The 18,603-nt window shown below is 59.8% G+C and carries 23 protein-coding genes; 12 read left to right on the top strand and 11 right to left on the bottom strand.

Features of this window, described 5'->3' with window-relative positions:
* Positions 1 to 41: 41 nt before the first annotated feature.
* Positions 42 to 509 carry a DUF4383 domain-containing protein gene (locus tag QEH68_RS22300; protein WP_280628095.1) on the bottom strand — a complete coding sequence of 156 codons (468 nt, stop codon included), beginning with the start codon at positions 507 to 509 and terminating at the stop codon, positions 42 to 44.
* A gap of 532 nt (positions 510 to 1,041) precedes the next feature.
* Between QEH68_RS22300 and QEH68_RS22295 the strand changes: the two genes are divergently transcribed.
* A complete protein-coding gene (locus QEH68_RS22295; RefSeq protein ID WP_280628094.1) occupies positions 1,042 to 1,578 on the top strand; it encodes an Lrp/AsnC family transcriptional regulator in 537 nt (178 codons plus the stop codon).
* Positions 1,579 to 1,644: 66 nt separating this feature from the next.
* Positions 1,645 to 2,331, top strand: coding sequence for an SOS response-associated peptidase (locus QEH68_RS22290; RefSeq protein ID WP_280628198.1), 687 nt, complete (start codon positions 1,645 to 1,647; stop codon positions 2,329 to 2,331).
* Between the two features lie 196 nt (positions 2,332 to 2,527).
* Here the strand turns inward: QEH68_RS22290 and QEH68_RS22285 are convergent, their stop codons facing one another.
* From QEH68_RS22285 to QEH68_RS22265, 5 genes are all read right to left on the bottom strand, one after another.
* Positions 2,528 to 3,544, bottom strand: a complete 1,017-nt coding sequence (locus tag QEH68_RS22285; protein ID WP_280628093.1) for a Gfo/Idh/MocA family oxidoreductase — start codon at positions 3,542 to 3,544, stop codon at positions 2,528 to 2,530.
* The gene (locus QEH68_RS22280) at positions 3,537 to 4,289 is read right to left on the bottom strand and encodes a hypothetical protein (RefSeq protein ID WP_280628092.1); all 753 of its coding nucleotides are present in this window, start codon (positions 4,287 to 4,289) and stop codon (positions 3,537 to 3,539) included. The genes QEH68_RS22285 and QEH68_RS22280 overlap by 8 nt, the downstream gene beginning before the upstream one ends.
* A 191-nt stretch (positions 4,290 to 4,480) precedes the next feature.
* On the bottom strand, positions 4,481 to 5,821 hold the full coding sequence (locus QEH68_RS22275) for an extracellular solute-binding protein (RefSeq protein ID WP_280628091.1): 1,341 nt from the start codon (positions 5,819 to 5,821) through the stop codon (positions 4,481 to 4,483).
* Complete coding sequence (locus QEH68_RS22270) at positions 5,818 to 6,633, bottom strand: carbohydrate ABC transporter permease (protein WP_280628090.1); 816 nt, start codon at positions 6,631 to 6,633, stop codon at positions 5,818 to 5,820. Before QEH68_RS22270 ends, QEH68_RS22275 begins: the two co-directional genes overlap by 4 nt.
* Positions 6,630 to 7,577 carry a sugar ABC transporter permease gene (locus QEH68_RS22265; RefSeq protein ID WP_280628089.1) on the bottom strand — a complete coding sequence of 316 codons (948 nt, stop codon included), beginning with the start codon at positions 7,575 to 7,577 and terminating at the stop codon, positions 6,630 to 6,632. The genes QEH68_RS22270 and QEH68_RS22265 overlap by 4 nt, the downstream gene beginning before the upstream one ends.
* A 122-nt stretch (positions 7,578 to 7,699) precedes the next feature.
* Between QEH68_RS22265 and QEH68_RS22260 the strand changes: the two genes are divergently transcribed.
* The 10 genes from QEH68_RS22260 to QEH68_RS22220 all read left to right on the top strand — a co-directional run bounded on the left by QEH68_RS22260 (position 7,700) and on the right by QEH68_RS22220 (position 15,043).
* Positions 7,700 to 8,416, top strand: a complete 717-nt coding sequence (locus QEH68_RS22260; protein ID WP_280628088.1) for an MgtC/SapB family protein — start codon at positions 7,700 to 7,702, stop codon at positions 8,414 to 8,416.
* 39 nt (positions 8,417 to 8,455) lie between these two features.
* Positions 8,456 to 9,595: a LacI family DNA-binding transcriptional regulator gene (locus QEH68_RS22255; RefSeq protein WP_280628087.1), complete on the top strand. Its 1,140-nt coding sequence runs from the start codon at positions 8,456 to 8,458 to the stop codon at positions 9,593 to 9,595.
* A gap of 88 nt (positions 9,596 to 9,683) precedes the next feature.
* Complete coding sequence (locus QEH68_RS22250; protein ID WP_280628086.1) at positions 9,684 to 10,298, top strand: 2'-5' RNA ligase family protein; 615 nt, start codon at positions 9,684 to 9,686, stop codon at positions 10,296 to 10,298.
* 44 nt (positions 10,299 to 10,342) lie between these two features.
* Complete coding sequence (locus QEH68_RS22245) at positions 10,343 to 10,573, top strand: hypothetical protein (RefSeq protein WP_280628085.1); 231 nt, start codon at positions 10,343 to 10,345, stop codon at positions 10,571 to 10,573.
* A 46-nt stretch (positions 10,574 to 10,619) separates the two neighbouring features.
* Positions 10,620 to 11,639, top strand: coding sequence for a UDP-glucose 4-epimerase GalE (galE, locus tag QEH68_RS22240; protein ID WP_280628197.1), 1,020 nt, complete (start codon positions 10,620 to 10,622; stop codon positions 11,637 to 11,639).
* Complete coding sequence (locus QEH68_RS22540; protein ID WP_348537394.1) at positions 11,636 to 11,875, top strand: SOS response-associated peptidase family protein; 240 nt, start codon at positions 11,636 to 11,638, stop codon at positions 11,873 to 11,875. Before galE ends, QEH68_RS22540 begins: the two co-directional genes overlap by 4 nt.
* Positions 11,876 to 12,344: 469 nt before the next feature.
* Entirely contained in the window at positions 12,345 to 13,646 is a 1,302-nt protein-coding gene (locus QEH68_RS22235) for a hypothetical protein (RefSeq protein ID WP_280628084.1), read from the top strand.
* A gap of 133 nt (positions 13,647 to 13,779) precedes the next feature.
* A complete protein-coding gene (locus QEH68_RS22230; protein ID WP_280628083.1) occupies positions 13,780 to 14,058 on the top strand; it encodes a hypothetical protein in 279 nt (92 codons plus the stop codon).
* Between the two features lie 111 nt (positions 14,059 to 14,169).
* The gene (locus tag QEH68_RS22225) at positions 14,170 to 14,352 is read left to right on the top strand and encodes a DUF1508 domain-containing protein (protein WP_280628082.1); all 183 of its coding nucleotides are present in this window, start codon (positions 14,170 to 14,172) and stop codon (positions 14,350 to 14,352) included.
* A gap of 163 nt (positions 14,353 to 14,515) precedes the next feature.
* Entirely contained in the window at positions 14,516 to 15,043 is a 528-nt protein-coding gene (locus tag QEH68_RS22220) for a hypothetical protein (RefSeq protein ID WP_280628081.1), read from the top strand.
* Positions 15,044 to 15,500: 457 nt separating this feature from the next.
* On the opposite strand, the gene QEH68_RS22215 is transcribed toward QEH68_RS22220, so the two are convergent.
* The 5 genes from QEH68_RS22215 to umuD all read right to left on the bottom strand — a co-directional run bounded on the left by QEH68_RS22215 (position 15,501) and on the right by umuD (position 18,119).
* Positions 15,501 to 15,644 (bottom strand): hypothetical protein, encoded by a 144-nt coding sequence (locus QEH68_RS22215; RefSeq protein ID WP_280628080.1) that lies wholly within the window; start codon positions 15,642 to 15,644, stop codon positions 15,501 to 15,503.
* Between the two features lie 9 nt (positions 15,645 to 15,653).
* A complete protein-coding gene (locus QEH68_RS22210; RefSeq protein ID WP_280628079.1) occupies positions 15,654 to 15,926 on the bottom strand; it encodes a hypothetical protein in 273 nt (90 codons plus the stop codon).
* 127 nt (positions 15,927 to 16,053) lie between these two features.
* Positions 16,054 to 16,266: a hypothetical protein gene (locus QEH68_RS22205; RefSeq protein ID WP_348537391.1), complete on the bottom strand. Its 213-nt coding sequence runs from the start codon at positions 16,264 to 16,266 to the stop codon at positions 16,054 to 16,056.
* Positions 16,267 to 16,396: 130 nt separating this feature from the next.
* Entirely contained in the window at positions 16,397 to 17,695 is a 1,299-nt protein-coding gene (locus QEH68_RS22200; protein ID WP_280628078.1) for a Y-family DNA polymerase, read from the bottom strand.
* A complete protein-coding gene (gene umuD / locus QEH68_RS22195) occupies positions 17,688 to 18,119 on the bottom strand; it encodes a translesion error-prone DNA polymerase V autoproteolytic subunit (protein ID WP_280628077.1) in 432 nt (143 codons plus the stop codon). Before umuD ends, QEH68_RS22200 begins: the two co-directional genes overlap by 8 nt.
* Positions 18,120 to 18,603: the final 484 nt, after the last annotated feature.

Raw genomic sequence — 18,603 nt, 5'->3', positions numbered from 1 at the left:
GCCCCAGTCGGTTCCGGAGGCCGTGCACGAGTTCGTGGGTCTCACCGGCCGGTTGTGGTTGCGGTTCGCCCTGCCACTTTTCGTCGGCTAAGTGCCAAGCCCAGGGCCAGCATGCCGACACCCAGGACCAAATGAAGCCAGTTGTCGGCGTTGTTGACCGGAACGAAGTTCGCGGCGGATTCCTGGTCGATGAACAGGCCATAGATCCACAGAACCAAGTAAATGGCTCCGCCGCCCACCAGGTAGTTCCGGGCCTGCCCCGCAGTCCGGGCCATCAAGATGCCCGCTACTCCGAAGAGCAGGTGCACGATGTTATGCAGTATTGATACCTGGAAAATACCCAGCAGGAGGGCATCGGAGGTGTGGCCGGCGAACGACAGGGTCTCGTAGTTCGAGGTGATCCCCGGAATGAAGCCAAGGACTCCTACAAGGAGAAAGACCGCTCCGACTATCTGCGCTGCTCGCTGAATGGTGGTGCGGGTTCGGGCGGGGTTATGGGTGGGGGTCATTCGTTCTCCTCAGTCGCCTTACGTGAGTCTGGATAGTCTGGGACGGTCCCAATACATAGATAATAAGGTTACTTAGCAGTGTTTACCAGCATCTCTCAGCAACCTCACCCCTCCATGCGGCCCGCGCTATTGGGGAGGCTAGGTTTTGATGTCGGCACCCCTTCCTTGGGACCGATTCTTCCTATTGACTGCAAATGATAAGGGTGCTTAGCTTTAGCTACCGGCCTGGTTCTCGACCTCTCCGGCGGGAACCGGGGCCGGTCCAACGGCACCGACGAACCGAGACCCCATGCAAGCGAGCAGACCGGGGCCCCTCGGAGCAGGAGGGGAACAGCACCAAAGTAGTTCCCGTCCGATGGCTCCCTTGGCGCACCATAACCCAGTGACGGAACAGCTCCTCATTGTGGGTAAACGCCGCGAGGCTGCTGAATTCCATCTTGAACGACGACTTCGTCCACCCCTTGAAGGAGATACGAAAACCAACCCTTAGGGGGGACGAATGGGGGAAGGGGAACATTGGTAAAGCCAGGGATTGAGACTTACAACCAGGACGGGCAGTGGAGAAGCCGACGTCAGGGCTCAGACGGGCCCTTCGCCAGCAGAGCTCGCTGAACTTGTTGGTTTGTCCGACCGGACGGTTCAACGTCGTATCTCCCGGTTGATTGGGACACGCGACATCGATTTCCGCTGCGATATCTCGCGCCCCGACGCGGGGTGGCATGCGGCGGCGGTGCTGTGGCTCGAAATGCCGGACGAGATGCTCGAACGAACGGGCAACGCGCTCCTCACCTGGCCGGAAACCCGTACCTGCGCCGCGATTGCAGGATCGAGCAACATGCTCCTGACCCTTGGGCTACACGCAGTAGCGGACCTGCACTCACTCGCATCCCGAGTCGCTGAACGATTCCCTTATGTCCGCATCGTCGATCGGCAACTGGTCATGCGTCAGGTCAAGCTTTACGGCCGGATCCTGGATCCTTCAGGACGGTCGACCGGGGTTGTGCCGGTCGACCCTTGGGGCCTCTCGGAGAGCCAGCAAGGGCGAATCGACGTGCCCAGAACGCCCTGAGACGGCAAACGGTCTCCACAATGAGGGTTTTGTGGGCAGAATGGGCTCATGTGCGGCAGATATGTGATGTCCAAAGCAGCGAGCGATCTTCTAAGCCATTTCGAGGCCAAGGAAGTTGAAGGCAGCCCGCCCGGGCCGAGCTGGAATGTCGCCCCGACCCAGAACGTGCCGATCGTGGCCGAACGCCTGGATGAGGGCACAATTGACCGGCGCCTGCTGATCGCAAAATGGGGTCTGGTGCCGTCCTGGGCCAAAGATGTGAAGATCGGCTCCAAGCTCATCAATGCCAGGAGTGAGAGCATCTTGGAGAAGCCCTCGTTTAGGTCGGCCGCGGTGAAGCGCCGGGCGATTGTTCCGGCCGAGGGCTATTACGAGTGGCAGAAGACCAAGGACGGCAAGAAGATCCCGAACTATCTGTTCTCCGAGAAGGAGCCGTTGCTGGGTTTCGCCGGCCTGTACGAGTTCTGGCCTGATCCCGCGTTGCCCGAGGATGATCCAGAACGGTGGCTGCTGACCTGCACGGTCCTGACCACAGTCACCCAGGACGCGTTGGGACACGTCCACGATCGGTCACCGGTCGTCATCCCGCAGGACCGCTTCGCGGAATGGCTCGACCCTGACCTGACCGACAAAGCAGACGTCCAACACCTGCTCGATTCCCTGCCGGAACCAACCCTGACGCCCCGGGTTGTTAGCACCCGCGTCAACAGCGTTCGCAATAATGGCCCCGAGCTTATTGAAGCGGCTGAGTGATCGGCACCGACTCTCGAAAATCTTTCAATTTTCCCGTCACGATTGCCAATAAGCCGGCACATATAGAGGGGCGGTCCAGTCATTCGCCGTTAGGCTGGGCGCAAAATCACACTGGTGGGGGAGTGTCCCATCATCCCGAGTGTTCCACTTCTAAGGAAGTGGGACACCTGGGGATGGCCAATGTGTAATGCTCAACTCAGGCTGGGTGATCCGCATCGTAGACGAGGCCGATCTGCTGACGGATCGTGTCCATTGCCGCGATGATTGCAACGCTGTCATGGGGCGGAAGGATGCGTCTTGCGGAAGGAGAGTTTTTAATTAGAGACTCCATTTCCAACGCCTGGAATTGCATGCCTCTGCCCTTTGCCGGCTGAGCGAATATCTCAACCATGTGGCCTTGGTGGTCGTAGCGTCCGAAGGTTGCGCTTTGGTTCCAGACGGATTCGATGTTAATCCAGCCTTCGGTTCCGATAATGGTTGCCCGACTGGATCCGGCGGCGTCCAAAGCGCAGTCCAGTAGCGCCTGTTGTCCGTCCGCGTACGTAAGGATCACCGCGGTCTGTCGGTCAACGCCCGTTGTGGTCTTGATGGCGCTTGCCCGAATCTGTTGTGGTGCTCCTAAGACATCGAACGCGAAAGAGACAGGGTAGACGCCCAGATCCAGGAGCGCCCCGCCACCCAGGGCAGGGTTGTTGAGACGATGCGTAGGGTCTTTCGACAGGTTCCGATTGTGGCTGGCTGTAATCTTGCGGATCTCCCCGAGTAGTCCGTCCTTGATGATTTCGCGGACCCGGACCATATGGGGGAGGAACCGGGTCCACATGGCCTCCAGTACTACCAGACCATTCTTCTCGGCCAGCGTCACGACTTCCTGTGCCTGATGGGCATTGATGGTGAAGGGCTTTTCGACCAGAACGTGCTTTCCGGCGTTTATTGCCAGTAATGCATGAGCATGGTGGAACGAGTGTGGAGTGGCAACGTACACGACGTCGACGTCCGGGTTGGCGACCAGCGCATCGTAGCTGCCGTGGGCGTCGGGTATGCCGAATCTTGCGCTGAACGCTCTGCTTGAGTCCAACGAACGTGATCCAACGGCTTGGACAGTGAACCCGTTATCGAGCAAGTCCTGCGTTTGTGCGGTAGCGATTCTGCCTGCCCCGAGGATGCCCCACCGGATGGGGTCGGTATGCGTACGGGTCGCTGTGTCATTCACTATGGGCGGTCTCTCTTATAAGTCCATGGGCTACGAGGGCATCGCCATCGGAAGGTCTTGAACAACCTGGTGGGTTGGTGGAGTCGGCATTTGTTGCAGCCTCTGCCTCCACACGACCTGACCACTTTTCTCCAGCCTGGTCGCCCTCGGGGGTGTTGGAAAGCCAGGCGATCGCTTCAAGCTCGGGGTATCCCAGGGCTGCTGTTTCCGGCCATTGCTTCGCGATCCGTTCAAGGGCTTCAGTGGGAGAAACGGCCCAGGGCACGTGTCGAATATCGGTCAAAGAACCTATGGCCATATGACCGTTCGACAAGGCTCTTTCGAGCAGCCGCAACACCGAGTTTCTTAGGTCTTCACCGCCAACGCGCATGTGGGCTGAGACGTAGTCGGTGAACATGCCCAGGCTCATTAGGTCGCCGTGGTTCTCCCCCAAGATGCGGTGTAGTACCTCGGGTGGCGGATCGGGGTGGACCAGTAAGTGCTGATCTGGGGTCCGCGGATCGCTGCGCGGTATTTGCCCTTCGTTGGAGGACGCGGACGGCTGCGAGGTTCGTTGGTGCTCTCTGTTTCCTGGAGCGAAGAGATCCCGCACCGCGGCAAGCACGGTCCCGCTTACTTGCAACGCGAGGACAGGGTCGAAGACCGTTTTTGATGTGACGGTGACGTAGTTGTCCCACTTGAGTTTTGGGGTTCTGATGTTCGCTGCAGAGATGCCCTCGGTCCACTGGTCTTCGGCGATCAGCACAAACTCTGCCGAGCAGCATTGCTTTGGTTCGGGTGGGTCATGCGGGTGCTGGTTGTCTGCATCTGCAAATGTCGACATCTCTAGGCGGCTTTCGGTTCGGGAGTGGACCAGTCTGGAGCCGCGAAGCCCCCGCACGGCTCCAGACTGGGTTTGTTGCGCCCGCCATCTGCATGACGGACGCAAGCCTTCTTTTAGCGCTTTACGCGCTCGTTGTAGGCCTTCAATGCTGCGGTTCCCTTGTCCTGGGCCGTAGTCAGGGTTGCCCGTACGTCGGCTCCATCAGCAATGGACTGGATGGCGCTGCGTACGTCGGCGCGGCTCTGACCAAATGCCCCGTTGTGGCAACCAGCAGCTGCGTTGGCATCTGTGGTGCTTGCCAGTTGTTCCAGAAGAGCCTTCTTCGCCGGAGCGGTCTCAGAACCCTTCAGCTCGTCCAATGCAGCCTTGGAGGAGGGAAGATAACCACTGTCCTTGAAGATTTCCTTTTGAACATCGGACGATCCCACGAACTCGGCGAACTCAAGGGCTGCGGCCTGCTCGGCGGGCTGGCGGCCTTCTCCGAGGATCCACAGGGCGCTTCCGCCAGGTACTGCTCCGCCCTTGTCGGAGGCTACAGGGAGCGGCAGTGCATCAATTGTAAATTTGGCTGCTGCGGCCGTTGTGCCGAGGCTTGCTGAAGAGGCCAGCAGCATCGCGGCCTGCTGGCTGCTAAATGCGCGCTGCGCGGCAGTTCCGTCACTGCCGACGTTGAGGATTGCACCCGTCTTCAGTGACTTTTGATAGTGCGTCCAGATAGCGACGAGGTCATCGTTGACGTAGGCGAAGGCGTTCGCCGGCTCCGACCCGAGCCCGTTGTCCGGTGTGCAGTAGGCGACGCCGTTGGAGGCGCTGAACTGTTCGTTCCACCACTCATTGTGCTGGAACACCAAACCAGGAGTGCCGGTGGCTTCATGAATCTTGTCAGCCCAATCGAAGAGCTCCTGTATGTTCTTGGGCCGATCGGCGGGATTGATCCCGGCTTTGCTCATTACTGCAGGGTCAAAGAATACGGCGGGCTGGGACACCATCATCGGAACGGCCCAGAGTTTCGAGTCGATCGTGTAGTAGTTTGCCGCAGCCGCGGCGACCGAGTCCGGGTTGAACTTCTCTCCCTCAAACGGGCTGATGGAGCCAGGGATTGTCGCGAGCCCGGAGTCGTGCAGGTAGGCGGTATAGGTGTCTCCGCCCTGGAAGAGGGGAGGGGTGTCCCCGCTCTGGACTGCATTGGTGAGTTTGGCCGCTGTGGCGGCGTAGTCGCCTTGGTAGATCGCGTTGATGGTGATCTGGTGTTTGTTGCTTGAATTGAAGGCGTTGACCTGCTTTAGAAGAGCGTCCGCCGATGAGCCTCCGACTGAATACCAGAAATCCAGTTTGATCGGGCCTTCGGACTTGACTGTCGTTTCTGTCGTTTCGCTCGCGCAGCCGGTAAGACCAACCACCAGGGCGGCCACGGCGCCCACGGCGCCAAGGCGGAGGGACGTAAGATGTTTCATTTCACTGCTCCTTCGGTGATTCCTCGTGCGAGGAATTTTTGACCCACGAGCACCAGGATGATTGTGGGAATACTGACGATGATCAGGCCCGCGAGGCCTGCCCCAATGTCTGTGTCCGCCTCGTCGAAGAGCGCTTTGACGCCCACTTGAACGGTGCGTGCCTCAGGGGACTCCGTGACCAGAAGTGGCCAGAGATATCCGTTCCAGGCGGCGATGGCGGAGACCAAACTGACCGCCATGACGGTGGGCTTGGTTAAAGGAATGAGAAAGCGGGTGAGGAATCTGATGGGTCCCACGCCGTCGAGTCTGCTGGCTTCCACAATTTCGGTCGGGAAGCTGAGGAAAGACTGGCGCAGCAGGAAGATTGAGTATGCGGACGCGATGAAGGGCAAGAAGACGGCCAGAAGCGTATCGAAGAGCCCGAGGCTTCTGATCGTGAGGTAGTTGGCGACAACAGTGGCCTCGTTGGGGATCATCATCGTGACCAGGTAGAGACCCAGAATGAGCGTTGGCCGCTTGAAGCGTCCAAAGACAATCGCGTAGGCCGCAAGCAGGCTGGTGAGCACCTGTAGTCCTGTCTGGGCAACGAGCACCAGCGTGGAATTGAGAATCTGTTGAAACAGCGGCGCCCTGTTGAACGCTGACACGACGTGGTCCCACGTAAAGCCGGTGGGGATGATGTCCAGGAGTGTCCCGGTCACCGCGGGGGAGGGTCTGACTGCACCGAATGCCACGTACGCGATGGGGAGAACGATTACCAGGGCGACGGTACTCAGATATGTAAGGAGCGCTATCCGGGTTGCTGATTTCATTTGTAGTTGACCCTTCGCTCGAGCACGCCGAATTGGATCGCGGTGAGTGCCAAGATGAGTATGAGAAGGACGATCGATCGGGCCGAAGCTGCACCGTAGTCGGCCGTCCCGCCGAACGCGGCGTCGTATATGTCCAGCACGAGTGTCTTGGTGGAATCGGCCGGCCCGCCGCCGGTCAGGACGCTGATCACAGTGAATTCCCTGAGGGACTGAATTGATTGCGTCACAACGATGAAGAACAGCGTTGGTGTGATGAGCGGAAGCGTCACTGACGTTAGCTGGCGCCAGAACCGTGCGCCGTCAATAGCGGCGGCTTCGTAAATTTGCGTCTCAATGGAGTCGAGCGCAGCCAGAAGCAAAAGAACAGTGAAGCCGAGAGCGGTCCACACATCGACCATGATCACGGAGATGAGCGAGATGCTGGTAGACGTCAGCCATCCCACGTTTTCGCCGCCGAACGTATTGGCGATCACGTCGAACAAGCCGCTGGATGGTGTCATAAGCGCCCGGAACGCCAAGCCCGCGACGGCCACTGACACAGCCATCGGAACGAGGACCGTGGCCCGGAAGATAGCGGTACCGCGGAGCCTGGATGACAACGGGACGGCAATGGCCAGACCGAGGACAAGTTTGCCGGTGACGGACCCGGCCATGAAGGCCAGCGTCGTTCCCAGGGTCCGCCAAAAGTCAGGATCGCTGAGCATGTCGGCGTAGTTCTCGCCGCCGACAAAGCCCTTGGGCTGCCCGAAGAGGTTCGTCGTTTGCATGGACAGGAACAGTGTCCGTAAGAGCGGCCAGTAGTCGAAAAGGGCTATGGCGCCGAGACTGGGAATCAGGAACAGGATCGCCCAGAGATGGGGACCCTTACGGCGCCGTGGCGGACCGTTCCGGCCCTGTGGCGGCTTGAGCGCCGGTCTTGATGGATTCGATTGAAGCGCAACCATGATCATTCTCTTCGTTGGGAAATTGGACTATTGTGAAAAGTGTAGGGAACGTTCCCTACAAAGACAACAGGTTTCGGTGAATTGGCCGTGGGCTGCCCGCCGAAACCGGAAAGGGCAGATCATTGCTGCACATCGATTGGGTCAATAATTCAACTCTGACGGAGCTGGCGCTAGTGGGCATGGCTTACGTTCTCTCGGCGCTGGTGGGGATTGAGCGCCACCGCCAAGTCAAGAGCGCGGGGCTGCGCACGCACACGCTCGTAGGCCTCGGAGCGGCGGTGTTCACCCTGGTATCCGGCTACGGATTCAGCTCCATTACAACGACTGATGTCATCCTGGACCCGTCACGCATAGCCGCGCAGATCGTTTCCGGTGTCGGCTTTCTGGGCGCCGGCGTCATCTTTGTGCGTCAGAATGTCGTCTCCGGTCTGACGACTGCGGCATCTGTCTGGCTGGTTGCGGCGATTGGCATGGCTTGCGGGGCGGGGATGCCGGTTCTCGCTGCGACCGGAACGGTGCTCCACCTGCTCACGGTGACCCTGCTTTCACGGGTCGCTCGTCAGATTCCGGTGGCCGGGAGGGGCCGGGATCTGACAGTCCACTACGGCGACGGGAAAGGCACTCTTCGTCTCATCCTTGAGCGTGCGACAGAGCTTGGCTTTGAGGTCGCATTGAAGGGAACCCGTCGTCAGGAAACGGCCCGTGCTGGCACCGTGATTGAGGCGAACCTTCGCTTTAATCGAGGCAGGGTCTCGATAGACCACTTGGTTGAGCAGCTCACTGACGTCTCAGGCGTTCAGCGGGTCGTCAACGCGGCGGGCGCCGATAGTTCCCTGTAAGAATGAGTACCCAGGCCAAACACGACAATAGGAGCTTGAATGACTTCCCCATCCGCGCGGGAGCAGGCAATCGGCCGCGTTGCGGCCGGAGAGCCCGTCAAGGACGTCGCGCTGCGCTTCAACATTCAACCTGTAGCTTTGCAGCGTTGGGTGGCCGAGGAGACGGGTGTTGAAGGACTAGTCTCCGCTGAACAACCAGCCGTACGCAACGGGCACGTGACGATCGTTGATGTAGCCCGGCGGGCCAACCTGTCAAAGTCCGTCGTCTCACGGGCTCTCCGGGGACAATACGGCGTCAGTGATGAGGCCCGCAAAAAGGTGGAGCAAGCGGCCCGCGAGCTCGGCTTCGTGTTCAACGCCGCCGCGCAGAACCTTAGCTCCTACCGGACGAACACCATCGGAGTCCTGGTCCGGGACGCTTCGGCCGCCTTCTATGGTGAGATGCAAAGTGCACTGCAGAAAAGAGGGACCCAGGTTCAGAACCGGGTTTTCATCACGTCCGGGGCACTGGACAACCATGATGAGAGACGTGCCCTGGAGGATCTCATTGCCCTTCGCGTCGACGGCCTCATCGTTTGCAGTGGCAGGCTTCCGGCAGAGGAAGTGAAGCGCTTTTCCGGCCGTTTCCCCGTGGTGGTTGCCGGCAGGCCGGAAGCAGATCCGGCTCTGAACAGCGTGTTCGGAGATGAAGACGCCGGAGCAGCAGACCTGGCGCAGCATCTGATGGACCTGGGTCACAGGGAAATTGGCGTGCTGCACCCATCAATGACCGCCTCGCCCATTCTCCACCGACGTACGAACATCATGGCCGAAGAACTTAAACGGCGCGGCGCCACCCCTCACTTCTTGCCTATCGAGTCAACAGAATCTGTGTCATCCTCGCTGGCGGCAGCACCCGCCGCGGTCACTGCCCTCATGTGCCCCAACGACCGCTACGCTGCTGCCTGCCTGGAGCTCTTCGAACAAGGCCGGCCACGGCTTTCCGTCACCGGATTTGATGGGGTGGGAGGACTGGCCAGCGAACTCATCGGCATTACGACCTGGCGTCAGCCGATAGATGAGATGGGAAGCGCTGCGGTCGATCTCCTCATGAAGGTAATCGCCGAGCCGGGACGACCGGTCGAGCGGATCGCCATTCCCGGACAGCTCCGGCCTTCCCGGTCCACGGTCGGGATCTAAGAATCATCTGGACAACGCCCTGGTTTTATCGGACCATTGTAGGGAACGTTCCCTACAACCATTGAACAGCACTCATTAGGACTAAGAAATGACGACAAAGTACACATACGGGGTCTACCTTCGACCGGACCCGCTCACCTGCAAGGCCGTTTCCGACCTGACCCGCTTGGTGCGTCGGCAATTCGGTATTGTCTCCGCTGCGGCTTTCCCACCTCATGCAACCCTCGCTGGTGCCGTTCCCAGCAACGCCCTTGAAGACGATCTCATTGCAGCACTGGACCCCGTTCTGAGCACTACAAGCGCGATTGAAGTCCACAACGCCGGCATCTGCCGACACAACGTCGCCATAACCTTCGACGTGGACCACACCATCAGTGGGCAGAAGAACCAAGCCATCAAGGATCTGGCTGTGGCCGTCAATGCAGCGCTGGCGCCCTATACCGAAAGCGGCGAGGGACTGCGCGCTAAACCCTTTGACGCCGAGAACTTCCGCGCCCACCTGTCCTTGGCCTCACATGATTTGGAAGCGGCCCCCCATCTGCGCGAAGAAGTCGAGTCATTCCTGAGGGCAATGCCCCACAGCGCACCCTCTGATTTTGTGGCAAACACCGTGACGCTCTTCCGGTTCTACAGCCAAGACTGGGCAGGGGAGTGGTGGCACGATCTCCAGTGGACCCACCTGCGGTCGTGGATTCTTAAGTAGCCACTGGTTCATTGGACGCGGTCTGCCCGCGGGAAAGTATGCGAATGATTAAGCCAGAGAGTATTCAAAGGCACGGCCTCACGGGACTCCTCGTTACGGTCACGGCTGCCGCGGATATTGAAGCACACCTGACATCTGCGGTCGAGCGCATCAGGATATCCACGCGAAGCCGAACCCAAGGCATATTGGTGACGCGGCAAGCACCTGGGACGTTCATTGTTGATATCAGCGCCGATGTCCCCTCCGGTACCGTTTACGAAAGGGATGCAACATGAGAATCTTCGCCACCGCTGGATCGCAACGTCTGCTGCGGCAATGACGATGAGAATTCTTGTTACGGGTGGCTCCGGTTATATCGGTTCCCACACCGTTTTGTCCCTTCAGGAAGCCGGCCACGACGTCGTCGTGCTTGATAACCTCGTGAATTCCAGCGAGGAATCCCTCCGCCGGGTTTCGGAGCTCACCGGCAAGTCTGCCGCGTTCCACAAGGTTGATCTGGTGGATGAGTCCGCTGTTGAGGCCGTGTTCGTCCAGCACCAGATCGACGCCGTGATCCACTTCGCTGGGCTGAAGGCCGTGGGAGAGTCCGTTCAGGAGCCCCTGGCTTACTACTACAACAACATCGTGGGCACCTTGAACCTGCTCCGGGCCATGGACAAGCACAACGTGCGCTCCATCGTTTTCAGTTCTTCTGCCACCGTCTATGGGGAGCACAACCCGATCCCGTACATCGAGAAGATGGAGATCGGCGCGAACAACCCGTACGGCCGCACCAAGGAACAGATCGAGGACATCCTTTCGGACTTGGGCAACGCGGACGACCGCTGGCATATCGCTCTGCTGCGTTATTTCAACCCGGTGGGCGCGCATCCGTCCGGCCGGATCGGCGAGGACCCTCAGGGCATCCCGAACAACCTTGTGCCGTTCATTGCGCAGGTAGCTGTGGGACGCCGCGAGAAGCTGATGGTCTTCGGCGGGGATTACGACACCCCGGATGGCACCGCGCAGCGTGACTACATCCACGTGGTGGACCTGGCGGATGGCCACGTAGCAGCCCTGGACTATATCGCCGAGCGCGCAGGCGTTCGGCGCTGGAATCTCGGCTCCGGCCGCGGCTCCTCGGTCCTGGAGGTGCTGCGCTCCTTTGAGAAGGCCGTCGGTCAGCCGATTCCGTACGAGATTACTGGCCGCCGTGCCGGCGATCTCCCCGCTTTCTGGGCCGACGCATCTTCCGCCCTGGCGGACCTCGGTTGGTCCACTACGAAGACCGTGGACCAGATGTGCGAGGACCACTGGCGCTGGCAGAAGAACAACCCTTACGGGTACAAACGCGATGACTGACCCGTAAAACGGGAAATCCAGCGATCGACCTTCTGAGCTACTTCGATGCCAAGGAAGTTGAAGGCAGCCCACCGGGGCCGAGCTGGAATGTCGCCCCGACCAGAACGTGCCGATTGTGGCCGAACGCTTCGATGGGGGCAACTATTGACCGGCGCTTGCTGATAGCAAGCTGGGGTCTGGTGCCGTCCTGGGCCAAGGATATAAAGATCGGCTCCAAATTTCTCTGGACTAACTGATTCCATCAGCTGCTGGGCAGCGTCCCACTCTGGGCTGTTCCACTTCTAAGGAAGTGGGACACGTAACCGTGTGGCTTTAGGGCACCTTCACCGGGCATTCATCGGCCGGGTCAGGTGGGAATCCCGTAGTCCTGGAACGGCGTGGACTTCGATACACCTTTGGACGATTGGGACCTTTTCGGCGCGATTCTGAGCGGCGGATGGCTATTGTTGCGTAGGGTGCTGGCGGCAGTCACTACCCAGCTAGAAGAGGATAAGTGAGTAGAGCCAAGTGATGTCTCGTAAAGCCGATAGGCCAACGGCCCCGTCAGTCGTTATTCGTTTCTCTGACTGGATTGCAGGCGGCGACCCCAAAAATATAGAGGGCATCTGCAAGTGGGTTCTTCGTCAAGGCGACGACGGGGCGTGGACTGTACGCTCTGCTGAGGCTGCAACTGGCAAGAGCCCTTCCTTGCTGACAATCACAAACATGGCCACTTCAAAAAACGCTGGTAACCCGTCTGCATATTCGAGGATTCATAGACTCAAGAGCTTTGACGGAATCCAGGCTGATTCCGTTACCGAAGCCGCCGCGGAGAGCATCGCGGGGCTGATCGAGATGTATGGGGAATCGGGACCCCCAACAGCTCCGTTGATGACCATGAAAATCGCCGTAAGCGCAGCCGAGAGTGCGGAGGTTGCTGCAGAACGACTGGCGCACGCGTTTTCCAATTGGCTGCTCGGACAAGCCCCCCACGCTTCTTGTCACCTGGTTGAAGTAGACACCGTTCTCGGCTATCGGTATTCGCTGGTACGCGGATTCTTGGCTGTGGAACCTCCTCAGATGGACACTGCTGACGGTGTGATCTTCGCTTCTGCCAAGGAGCTAATCTCGGACGTCATTCTCGGGTTTTCGGCCTACCTTGACACCTTGTTCACAAGCCTGAGTCCTGAGGTGTGGGGCATGTCCATAGGGCGACCCGGGGGAGTCATCGTGTTGTTGTACGGCGGACTCATAGCAGGGCAGGACAATCTCCCTGCCGACAAAATTCAGCTCCTTGGACCGAGCATTCACCTTGCCCGTAGTGAGAGGACCGATCCTGGACTGGAGCCCAAGGCATATGCGAAGGCGGCTCACTGGTGGGTAGCAAAGCTGAACACCATGTTCTCCATCGCAACCGAACCAGCCAACTACGCCCCAGTCGGCGTTTACGACGAAGCCATGGCCCTCGAGAAGCTAGTGACGTTGGAACAGGTGTTCCGCGACTGCCAATCGCTTGCGACGATCACCCGCGATAACCATGCGCGGCTGAGCCTCAGCTTTCAGGCGTTGGGAAGATTCGATGGGCTCATCAGTGGATTCAAGTGGGATTCACTGTTTACCCATAGGACTGCCAGTGGCTTGCTGCAGACCCTTCGGGACCGTATACCGCCAGAAGTCCATCCAGTCCTCCTCCCGCGAGCCGAACGGGCAGTCGAGGCACTGGTCAAAATCAGGGACGGATTCTTCGAAGCTCGACGAGCGTCGGCTGACGGTATCCAGGTTCCGAATAAAAAAACTGGGCAGCTGGAGGAAATCTCGTTAGAGCAAGCTACCCGTGAATGGCTGACGTTGTATAGAAACAGCCTGCATGGGTTCGATCAGAGTCATCGCAAACCGCGGGATCGTGCTCTATTCGCTGCACATGACGGCAGAATACCCGGGGAAATCGCTGACCTTGCATGGCTACAGTTGTTGGTTCTCGTCTCACGCCCGGAGCTCCTGATCCGGTTCAGTCCTCCCAAGAAATGACGTACAGCGGAGTCGCTTGTAGGGCTGAATCGTAGGTCGCATATTTAGCACCTACAGGTCTTGACTGCAATTGGCGGAGGTCCATCATGGGAAGCCTAGGCGTCGGCAGCAATCCCTGTTGAAAGGTTTGTCCGTGGCACGCTATCGCATCACGATCACCAACGTGGTTGAAATGGACCAGGAAGCCCTGCAGGAAGCAGCGCTAGAGTTTCCCACCGTCAAGGCCGGCCTCCGGCAGGAGGCTGAAATCTCGGTGGCGACGACGGCTGATCCTCAACACGCCGGGTTTTTGTTAGGCCTGGAACTGCATAATCAGATGCTGATGTTGCTTCGCGGTCGGCGTCCTGTTGTACCGAGCGGGGTGCCTGATGTTCAGGTGGAGCGGCTGCCGGATCCAGGGGGTACGGGGTGAAGGCCGTGGTGCTTGCAATCCTACGGACAACGGCGCGGTTAGGATGACCTCGTTAGGTCAGTTCCCCGTATTGCCGCCCGTGGGGGTGGGCATCATGAAGGAGGATCACGCATGGCAGGAAAATTCGAAGTTTACAAAGACAAATCCGGCGGCTACCGGTTCCGGCTGAAGGCCGGCAACGGCGAAGTCATCGCCAGCAGTGAGTCTTACACCACCAAGGCCGCCGCCCTGAATGGCGTTGCTTCGGTGAAGAACAACGCCAGTTCCGACGTCGTGGACCTGACCGGCTCTTAACCCACGCCATCCGCCTGGTATCGAAAGCAAGGCCCCCGCAAACTGCCAGAGAGCAGCAGCGGGGGCCTTTGCTGTGTCATGTAAGCATTTACCGACTCTGGTTATTGTCGGTGCCTCCTGAAAGACTACCTGTCAGGAAACCCTGACAGGAAGGTGTATTCGCATGGGCTGGACATCAAACGACTACAACCATGAGGGCTGGGTGGCTTTTGGCGCACCCGACGGGCGGCTCTCACGCAGTTCAACCGGGGCGGGAATACTCTTCCACGGGATCACCGGCGAATACCCACCTGCAGGGGAATTCGACCCCAATCAGGAAATCGTCCCTGACGACCTGATCATGAGCTGGCGTGGCGCTTGTACCTGTGGGTGGCAGGGCGAGCTCTGGCACAGAGTTGCCTCAGCTGCAGAAGCTGACATTGCTACGCGTAAGGAATACGTCCCCGTAGGGGACACAGCGGATGTCTCGGGGGAGGTGGAGGACGCCATCCAGCAGGAGTGGCACGTCCATATCGCGCCGTCCGAAGCGATCCTGGGCGTAGAGGCAGCGGCCAGGGAACATCGCCAGGCGGCCAACCGTCTGGACAAGACAGTATCGGCGGCGAAAGCAGCAGGTGCATCCTGGGCGGATATTGGCCGCGCCGCTGGGATCACCCGCCAAGCCGCACACGAACGCTGGGCCGACAAGTAGCCTTGCGAATCAGCTCAAAGACTTGGGACCAGGGGTGCGGTCCCATCCAGGCATGCGCGTGTTGAGTTCTTTGATACGGCCAGGGTATTGGCCCTTGTTGGCATACACTTTTTGCCTCGCGACCCAACCGGCCAGTGCCCTTTCGGTTGGGTCCCCGGAGTTGCGGTGTGGTCGTCTGCCGTCCTCGTTGACCCAGTTGATGAACTCTGTCGCCCGAGTTTGCCACTGGCGTTCAATTTTGAGTGTGGTGCCATCCGACCAGGCCGGGAAGACTGCGTCGAGTATCTGTGTGGCTTCGTCCGCGAGACGGCCGCGCCGCTTCTGATGTCGTAGAGCAACGAGAGCCCCGGCGAGGCGTTCAGCCTCACTTCCGCTCTGACCATCGGAGGTAGGAAGGCCGCCAGTGCGCTGAACGTAGGCGGCTATGTGGTGCGCCGATTCCACGTAAGAGCGTCTGTTAGCTGGTGCGGATGGCAATAGCTTTGGAGCCTTCAGGGATCAGTGTTTCGGCGGCCGCTTTGGCGTTCTCGTACGTCTCGCCTTCGGCGTCGACATGGCTGAGTTCGCCGTTGCCGGCCTCTACTGTCAGGGTTACTTTCACTCCCATATTTTAGGCTGCCTTGCCTTGGAAGGTCCGTTCGAGCCCCACGAGCAGGGCCGATGTCCTGTCGCTGCGTCGGAGGTCCACTGGCCGTGATCCCTGCAGGGCGGGAGAGGGGACCATCATCCAGAGCGCGAAGTAATTGTGTGGGATCCGTAGCTCCATGGCCCGTTCGAAGAGTTCCAGCACCACCGGGTCCAAGGTCAGGTCTGGGCGGAACTGGAAACCAGGGCAGTATGTCCCTTCGTCGTCGATGAAGACGCGGACGAGCTGCCGCATCATCGGTTCGGGATCCTCGTGGATGGCGGAGAGCCTTTCGCGGACCGCTCCAGGGAAGGCAGATGGAACTCGTTGCGGATCCGCCCCCACAATTGATCGGGGATCGGGGAGCGGTACAAGTCAGCGGGCACTAGCTGACGGATTCCAGCTGCCACACGGCAGCCAAGGGCTCCCGCCGCAATGTGAAGGTCCGAAGTTCCGCGTTGGCGGACGGCAGCTTGGCTTGGACCTGCCAGTGCTCGACGCTGACCAGGTCGCCGGTTCCGATCGCTGCCCGGTTCCGGCTTTCCCACCAGGAGTCCCTGGTGAACCAGTGCGCGGTGTGGACGTCTGGATCGACCATTCAGATCCGGCCGTGGTGACGGATCGCCAACGGGGTGCCGTCGGGGCTGAACCGGACAGCGACGTCATGGCCTGTGGTGGGTGATTCAGGTGCAAGAGTCATGGTGGTTTCCTTTCTTACGTGGCGCCGGTCAGGCGGCCTTGACGAGGGGGAGTTCGTCCCAGTGCGTGGTGTACCTGGGGGAGAGCATGTTGCGTTTCATGGACCAGTCCGGCCCGCCCTTGATCCCGGCATGGCCCAGACCGATGGAGCCACGGCCGTACCGTTTCGCCACGTCCTCCAACAGAATCCCAACGCCCCGTTCTTCGTGGGGGTTCTCGAACAATTCCAAGGGTTTCTGGTTCCCGGACGGGCGCAGGTCGGTGACCATGATCCCGGCACGGACATATTTCACGCCCTCGTGCACCTGGGGGAGCAGCGCGTGGGCAGCCTTGGTGAGCAGCACCGGGTCAGCGGTTGGCATCGGCAGCGCCAGGCACACTGAGGGAAAGGACTTCTCGTTCGGGTTGAAGTGCGACGTCGCCGCGAATGCCGTCAGCACTTTGGCTTGCAGGTCGTGTTTGGCCAGACGTGCGGAGGCCATTTGCGCGTAGACGCTCATGACCTGCCGCAACCCAGCCGTTGTGGTGATCGGTGTGGAGAAGGACCGGGAGAAGATCAGCTGGTCCCTGCCGATCCGTTCCTCTTCCATCGGGATGCACGGTGTGCCTTGCAGTTCCAGGACGGTGCGCATCATGACGATGGAGAACTTGTCCCTGATCGCTACCGGGTTCGCACGGGTCAGGTCTGCGATGGTGAAGATCCCCATCGCGTTCAGGCGCTTGGTGAGCCTGGTGGCCACGCCCCAGATTTCGATCACGGACAGCTTGGCCATCAGTGCTTCGCGCTGCTCGGCCGGCACTGACTCCCACCGGCACACGCCCCCAAAGGCGGGGTTGTTCTTCGCCCACTTATTACACAGCTTGGCCAGTGTTTTCGTTGGTGCGATCCCGACGCAGACCGGCACGCAGACGTGCCGTCGGCACGCGGCCTTCATCGTCCGGCCCAGAGCCAGCAGCTCGTCCGGTTCGCCCTTGATGCCAAGGAACGCCTCATCGATGGAGTACACCTCCAGCCAGGCCGAATAGCGGCCCAGGAGCTCCATGACGCGTGAACTAACGTCTCCGTAGAGCTCGTAGTTGCTGGAGAGGGCTACCAGGCCCCATTCCTTCGCCCGGGGTCGGAGCTTGAACCACGGATCCCCCATGGCAATGTCCAGACGCTTCGCCTCAGGGGAACGGGTGACAGCGCAGCCGTCGTTGTTGGAGAGCACAATGACAGGCTTGCCCTCCAAAGAAGGGTTGAAGGCACGCTCGGCCGAGGCGTAAAAGCAGTTCACGTCCACGTGCGCGATTTCCTGCATCCGGCGCATCACCGCGGGCTTAGACATGGTGCAGACACCGTTCAGCCACCCCAAAAATGCTCAGGTCTGCCAAAGCTGGAACCTTGATGTCGGGGAAGGTCGGGTTATCGGCCTGCAGGACAACGCCCGCGGGTGTGATCCGCAGTCGCTTGATTGTCAGCTCACCATCGAGGACCGCGACGGCCACGGAACCGTCCTTCGGTTCCCGTGCCCGGTTCACCACAAGCTCGTCGCCGTCGCTGATGCCGGCCTGCTCCATGGATTGGCCGACAACGCGGACGATGACGGTGTTGGTGACGTCGTTGACCAGGTGCTCGTTGAGGTCGATCCTGTCGTCAAAGTAGTCCTGGGTGGGCGAGGGATAGCCGGCGGCCACCGCTACCGGTGACAGCTGAACCGTCACCAGAGAGAGTCCCGTATCTATCACACGGGGGCCAACTATCACGCCCACAACACACCTTTTATTCGAATATATGTTCGGGTTAACTGTACTCCAGGGGGACCGACAGGATAGCCGCCCTAGGGGCGGCGTGGACGGCTTGCACGCCAATAGGGGACAGCTTTGAGCTGTGCGGAGGGCTCCACCTGCCCCCAGTGGGCACAACCCGTCCACGACGGGGCATTACGGGCGGTTCGGCCACCCCGGCCGGGGTACGTTGCTGGTATGCAATCGATGGTTCTGATGTGCATCGTTCTGGGGGCCGCCATTTTGTGGATTGGCTTCGTTTTCTTCATGCTGTTCCGCCTCGATCGGGCCCAGAGAAGAGCCCAGCGGGCCGCCCGTAGGGACGCACGTAGAGACACGGAATGGAACCTGGCCAGAAAGAAGGCCCGGGGTTCTCTGAAGAGTTCGGTCCGAGGTCTCCGGAAGCGTGCCGCGTTCCCACGGTCACGACGGTGAGCCAGGACAGGCGAAAGGCCGGACAGGCTTCTGG

The organism is Paenarthrobacter sp. OM7 (assembly GCF_029873575.1).
Classification (GTDB): Bacteria; Actinomycetota; Actinomycetes; order Actinomycetales; family Micrococcaceae; genus Arthrobacter.
The sequence above is the reverse complement of the archived record's forward strand: the minus strand, read 5'-3'. Positions and strand labels throughout refer to the sequence as shown.

What these genes read in the sequence shown, in the direction of transcription:
- QEH68_RS22300 (WP_280628095.1), bottom strand. Translation starts at nt 509, where the DNA reads ATGACCCCCACCCATAACCCCGCCCGAACCCGCACCACCATTCAGCGA.
- QEH68_RS22290 (WP_280628198.1), top strand. Translation starts at nt 1,645, where the DNA reads ATGTCCAAAGCAGCGAGCGATCTTCTAAGCCATTTCGAGGCCAAGGAA.
- QEH68_RS22275 (WP_280628091.1), bottom strand. Translation starts at nt 5,821, where the DNA reads ATGAAACATCTTACGTCCCTCCGCCTTGGCGCCGTGGGCGCCGTGGCC.
- QEH68_RS22270 (WP_280628090.1), bottom strand. Translation starts at nt 6,633, where the DNA reads ATGAAATCAGCAACCCGGATAGCGCTCCTTACATATCTGAGTACCGTC.
- QEH68_RS22265 (WP_280628089.1), bottom strand. Translation starts at nt 7,577, where the DNA reads ATGGTTGCGCTTCAATCGAATCCATCAAGACCGGCGCTCAAGCCGCCA.
- QEH68_RS22255 (WP_280628087.1), top strand. Translation starts at nt 8,456, where the DNA reads ATGACTTCCCCATCCGCGCGGGAGCAGGCAATCGGCCGCGTTGCGGCC.
- QEH68_RS22250 (WP_280628086.1), top strand. Translation starts at nt 9,684, where the DNA reads ATGACGACAAAGTACACATACGGGGTCTACCTTCGACCGGACCCGCTC.
- QEH68_RS22245 (WP_280628085.1), top strand. Translation starts at nt 10,343, where the DNA reads ATGATTAAGCCAGAGAGTATTCAAAGGCACGGCCTCACGGGACTCCTC.
- galE (WP_280628197.1), top strand. Translation starts at nt 10,620, where the DNA reads ATGAGAATTCTTGTTACGGGTGGCTCCGGTTATATCGGTTCCCACACC.
- QEH68_RS22235 (WP_280628084.1), top strand. Translation starts at nt 12,345, where the DNA reads ATGGCCACTTCAAAAAACGCTGGTAACCCGTCTGCATATTCGAGGATT.
- QEH68_RS22225 (WP_280628082.1), top strand. Translation starts at nt 14,170, where the DNA reads ATGGCAGGAAAATTCGAAGTTTACAAAGACAAATCCGGCGGCTACCGG.
- QEH68_RS22220 (WP_280628081.1), top strand. Translation starts at nt 14,516, where the DNA reads ATGGGCTGGACATCAAACGACTACAACCATGAGGGCTGGGTGGCTTTT.
- QEH68_RS22210 (WP_280628079.1), bottom strand. Translation starts at nt 15,926, where the DNA reads ATGATGCGGCAGCTCGTCCGCGTCTTCATCGACGACGAAGGGACATAC.
- QEH68_RS22205 (WP_348537391.1), bottom strand. Translation starts at nt 16,266, where the DNA reads ATGGTCGATCCAGACGTCCACACCGCGCACTGGTTCACCAGGGACTCC.
- QEH68_RS22200 (WP_280628078.1), bottom strand. Translation starts at nt 17,695, where the DNA reads ATGTCTAAGCCCGCGGTGATGCGCCGGATGCAGGAAATCGCGCACGTG.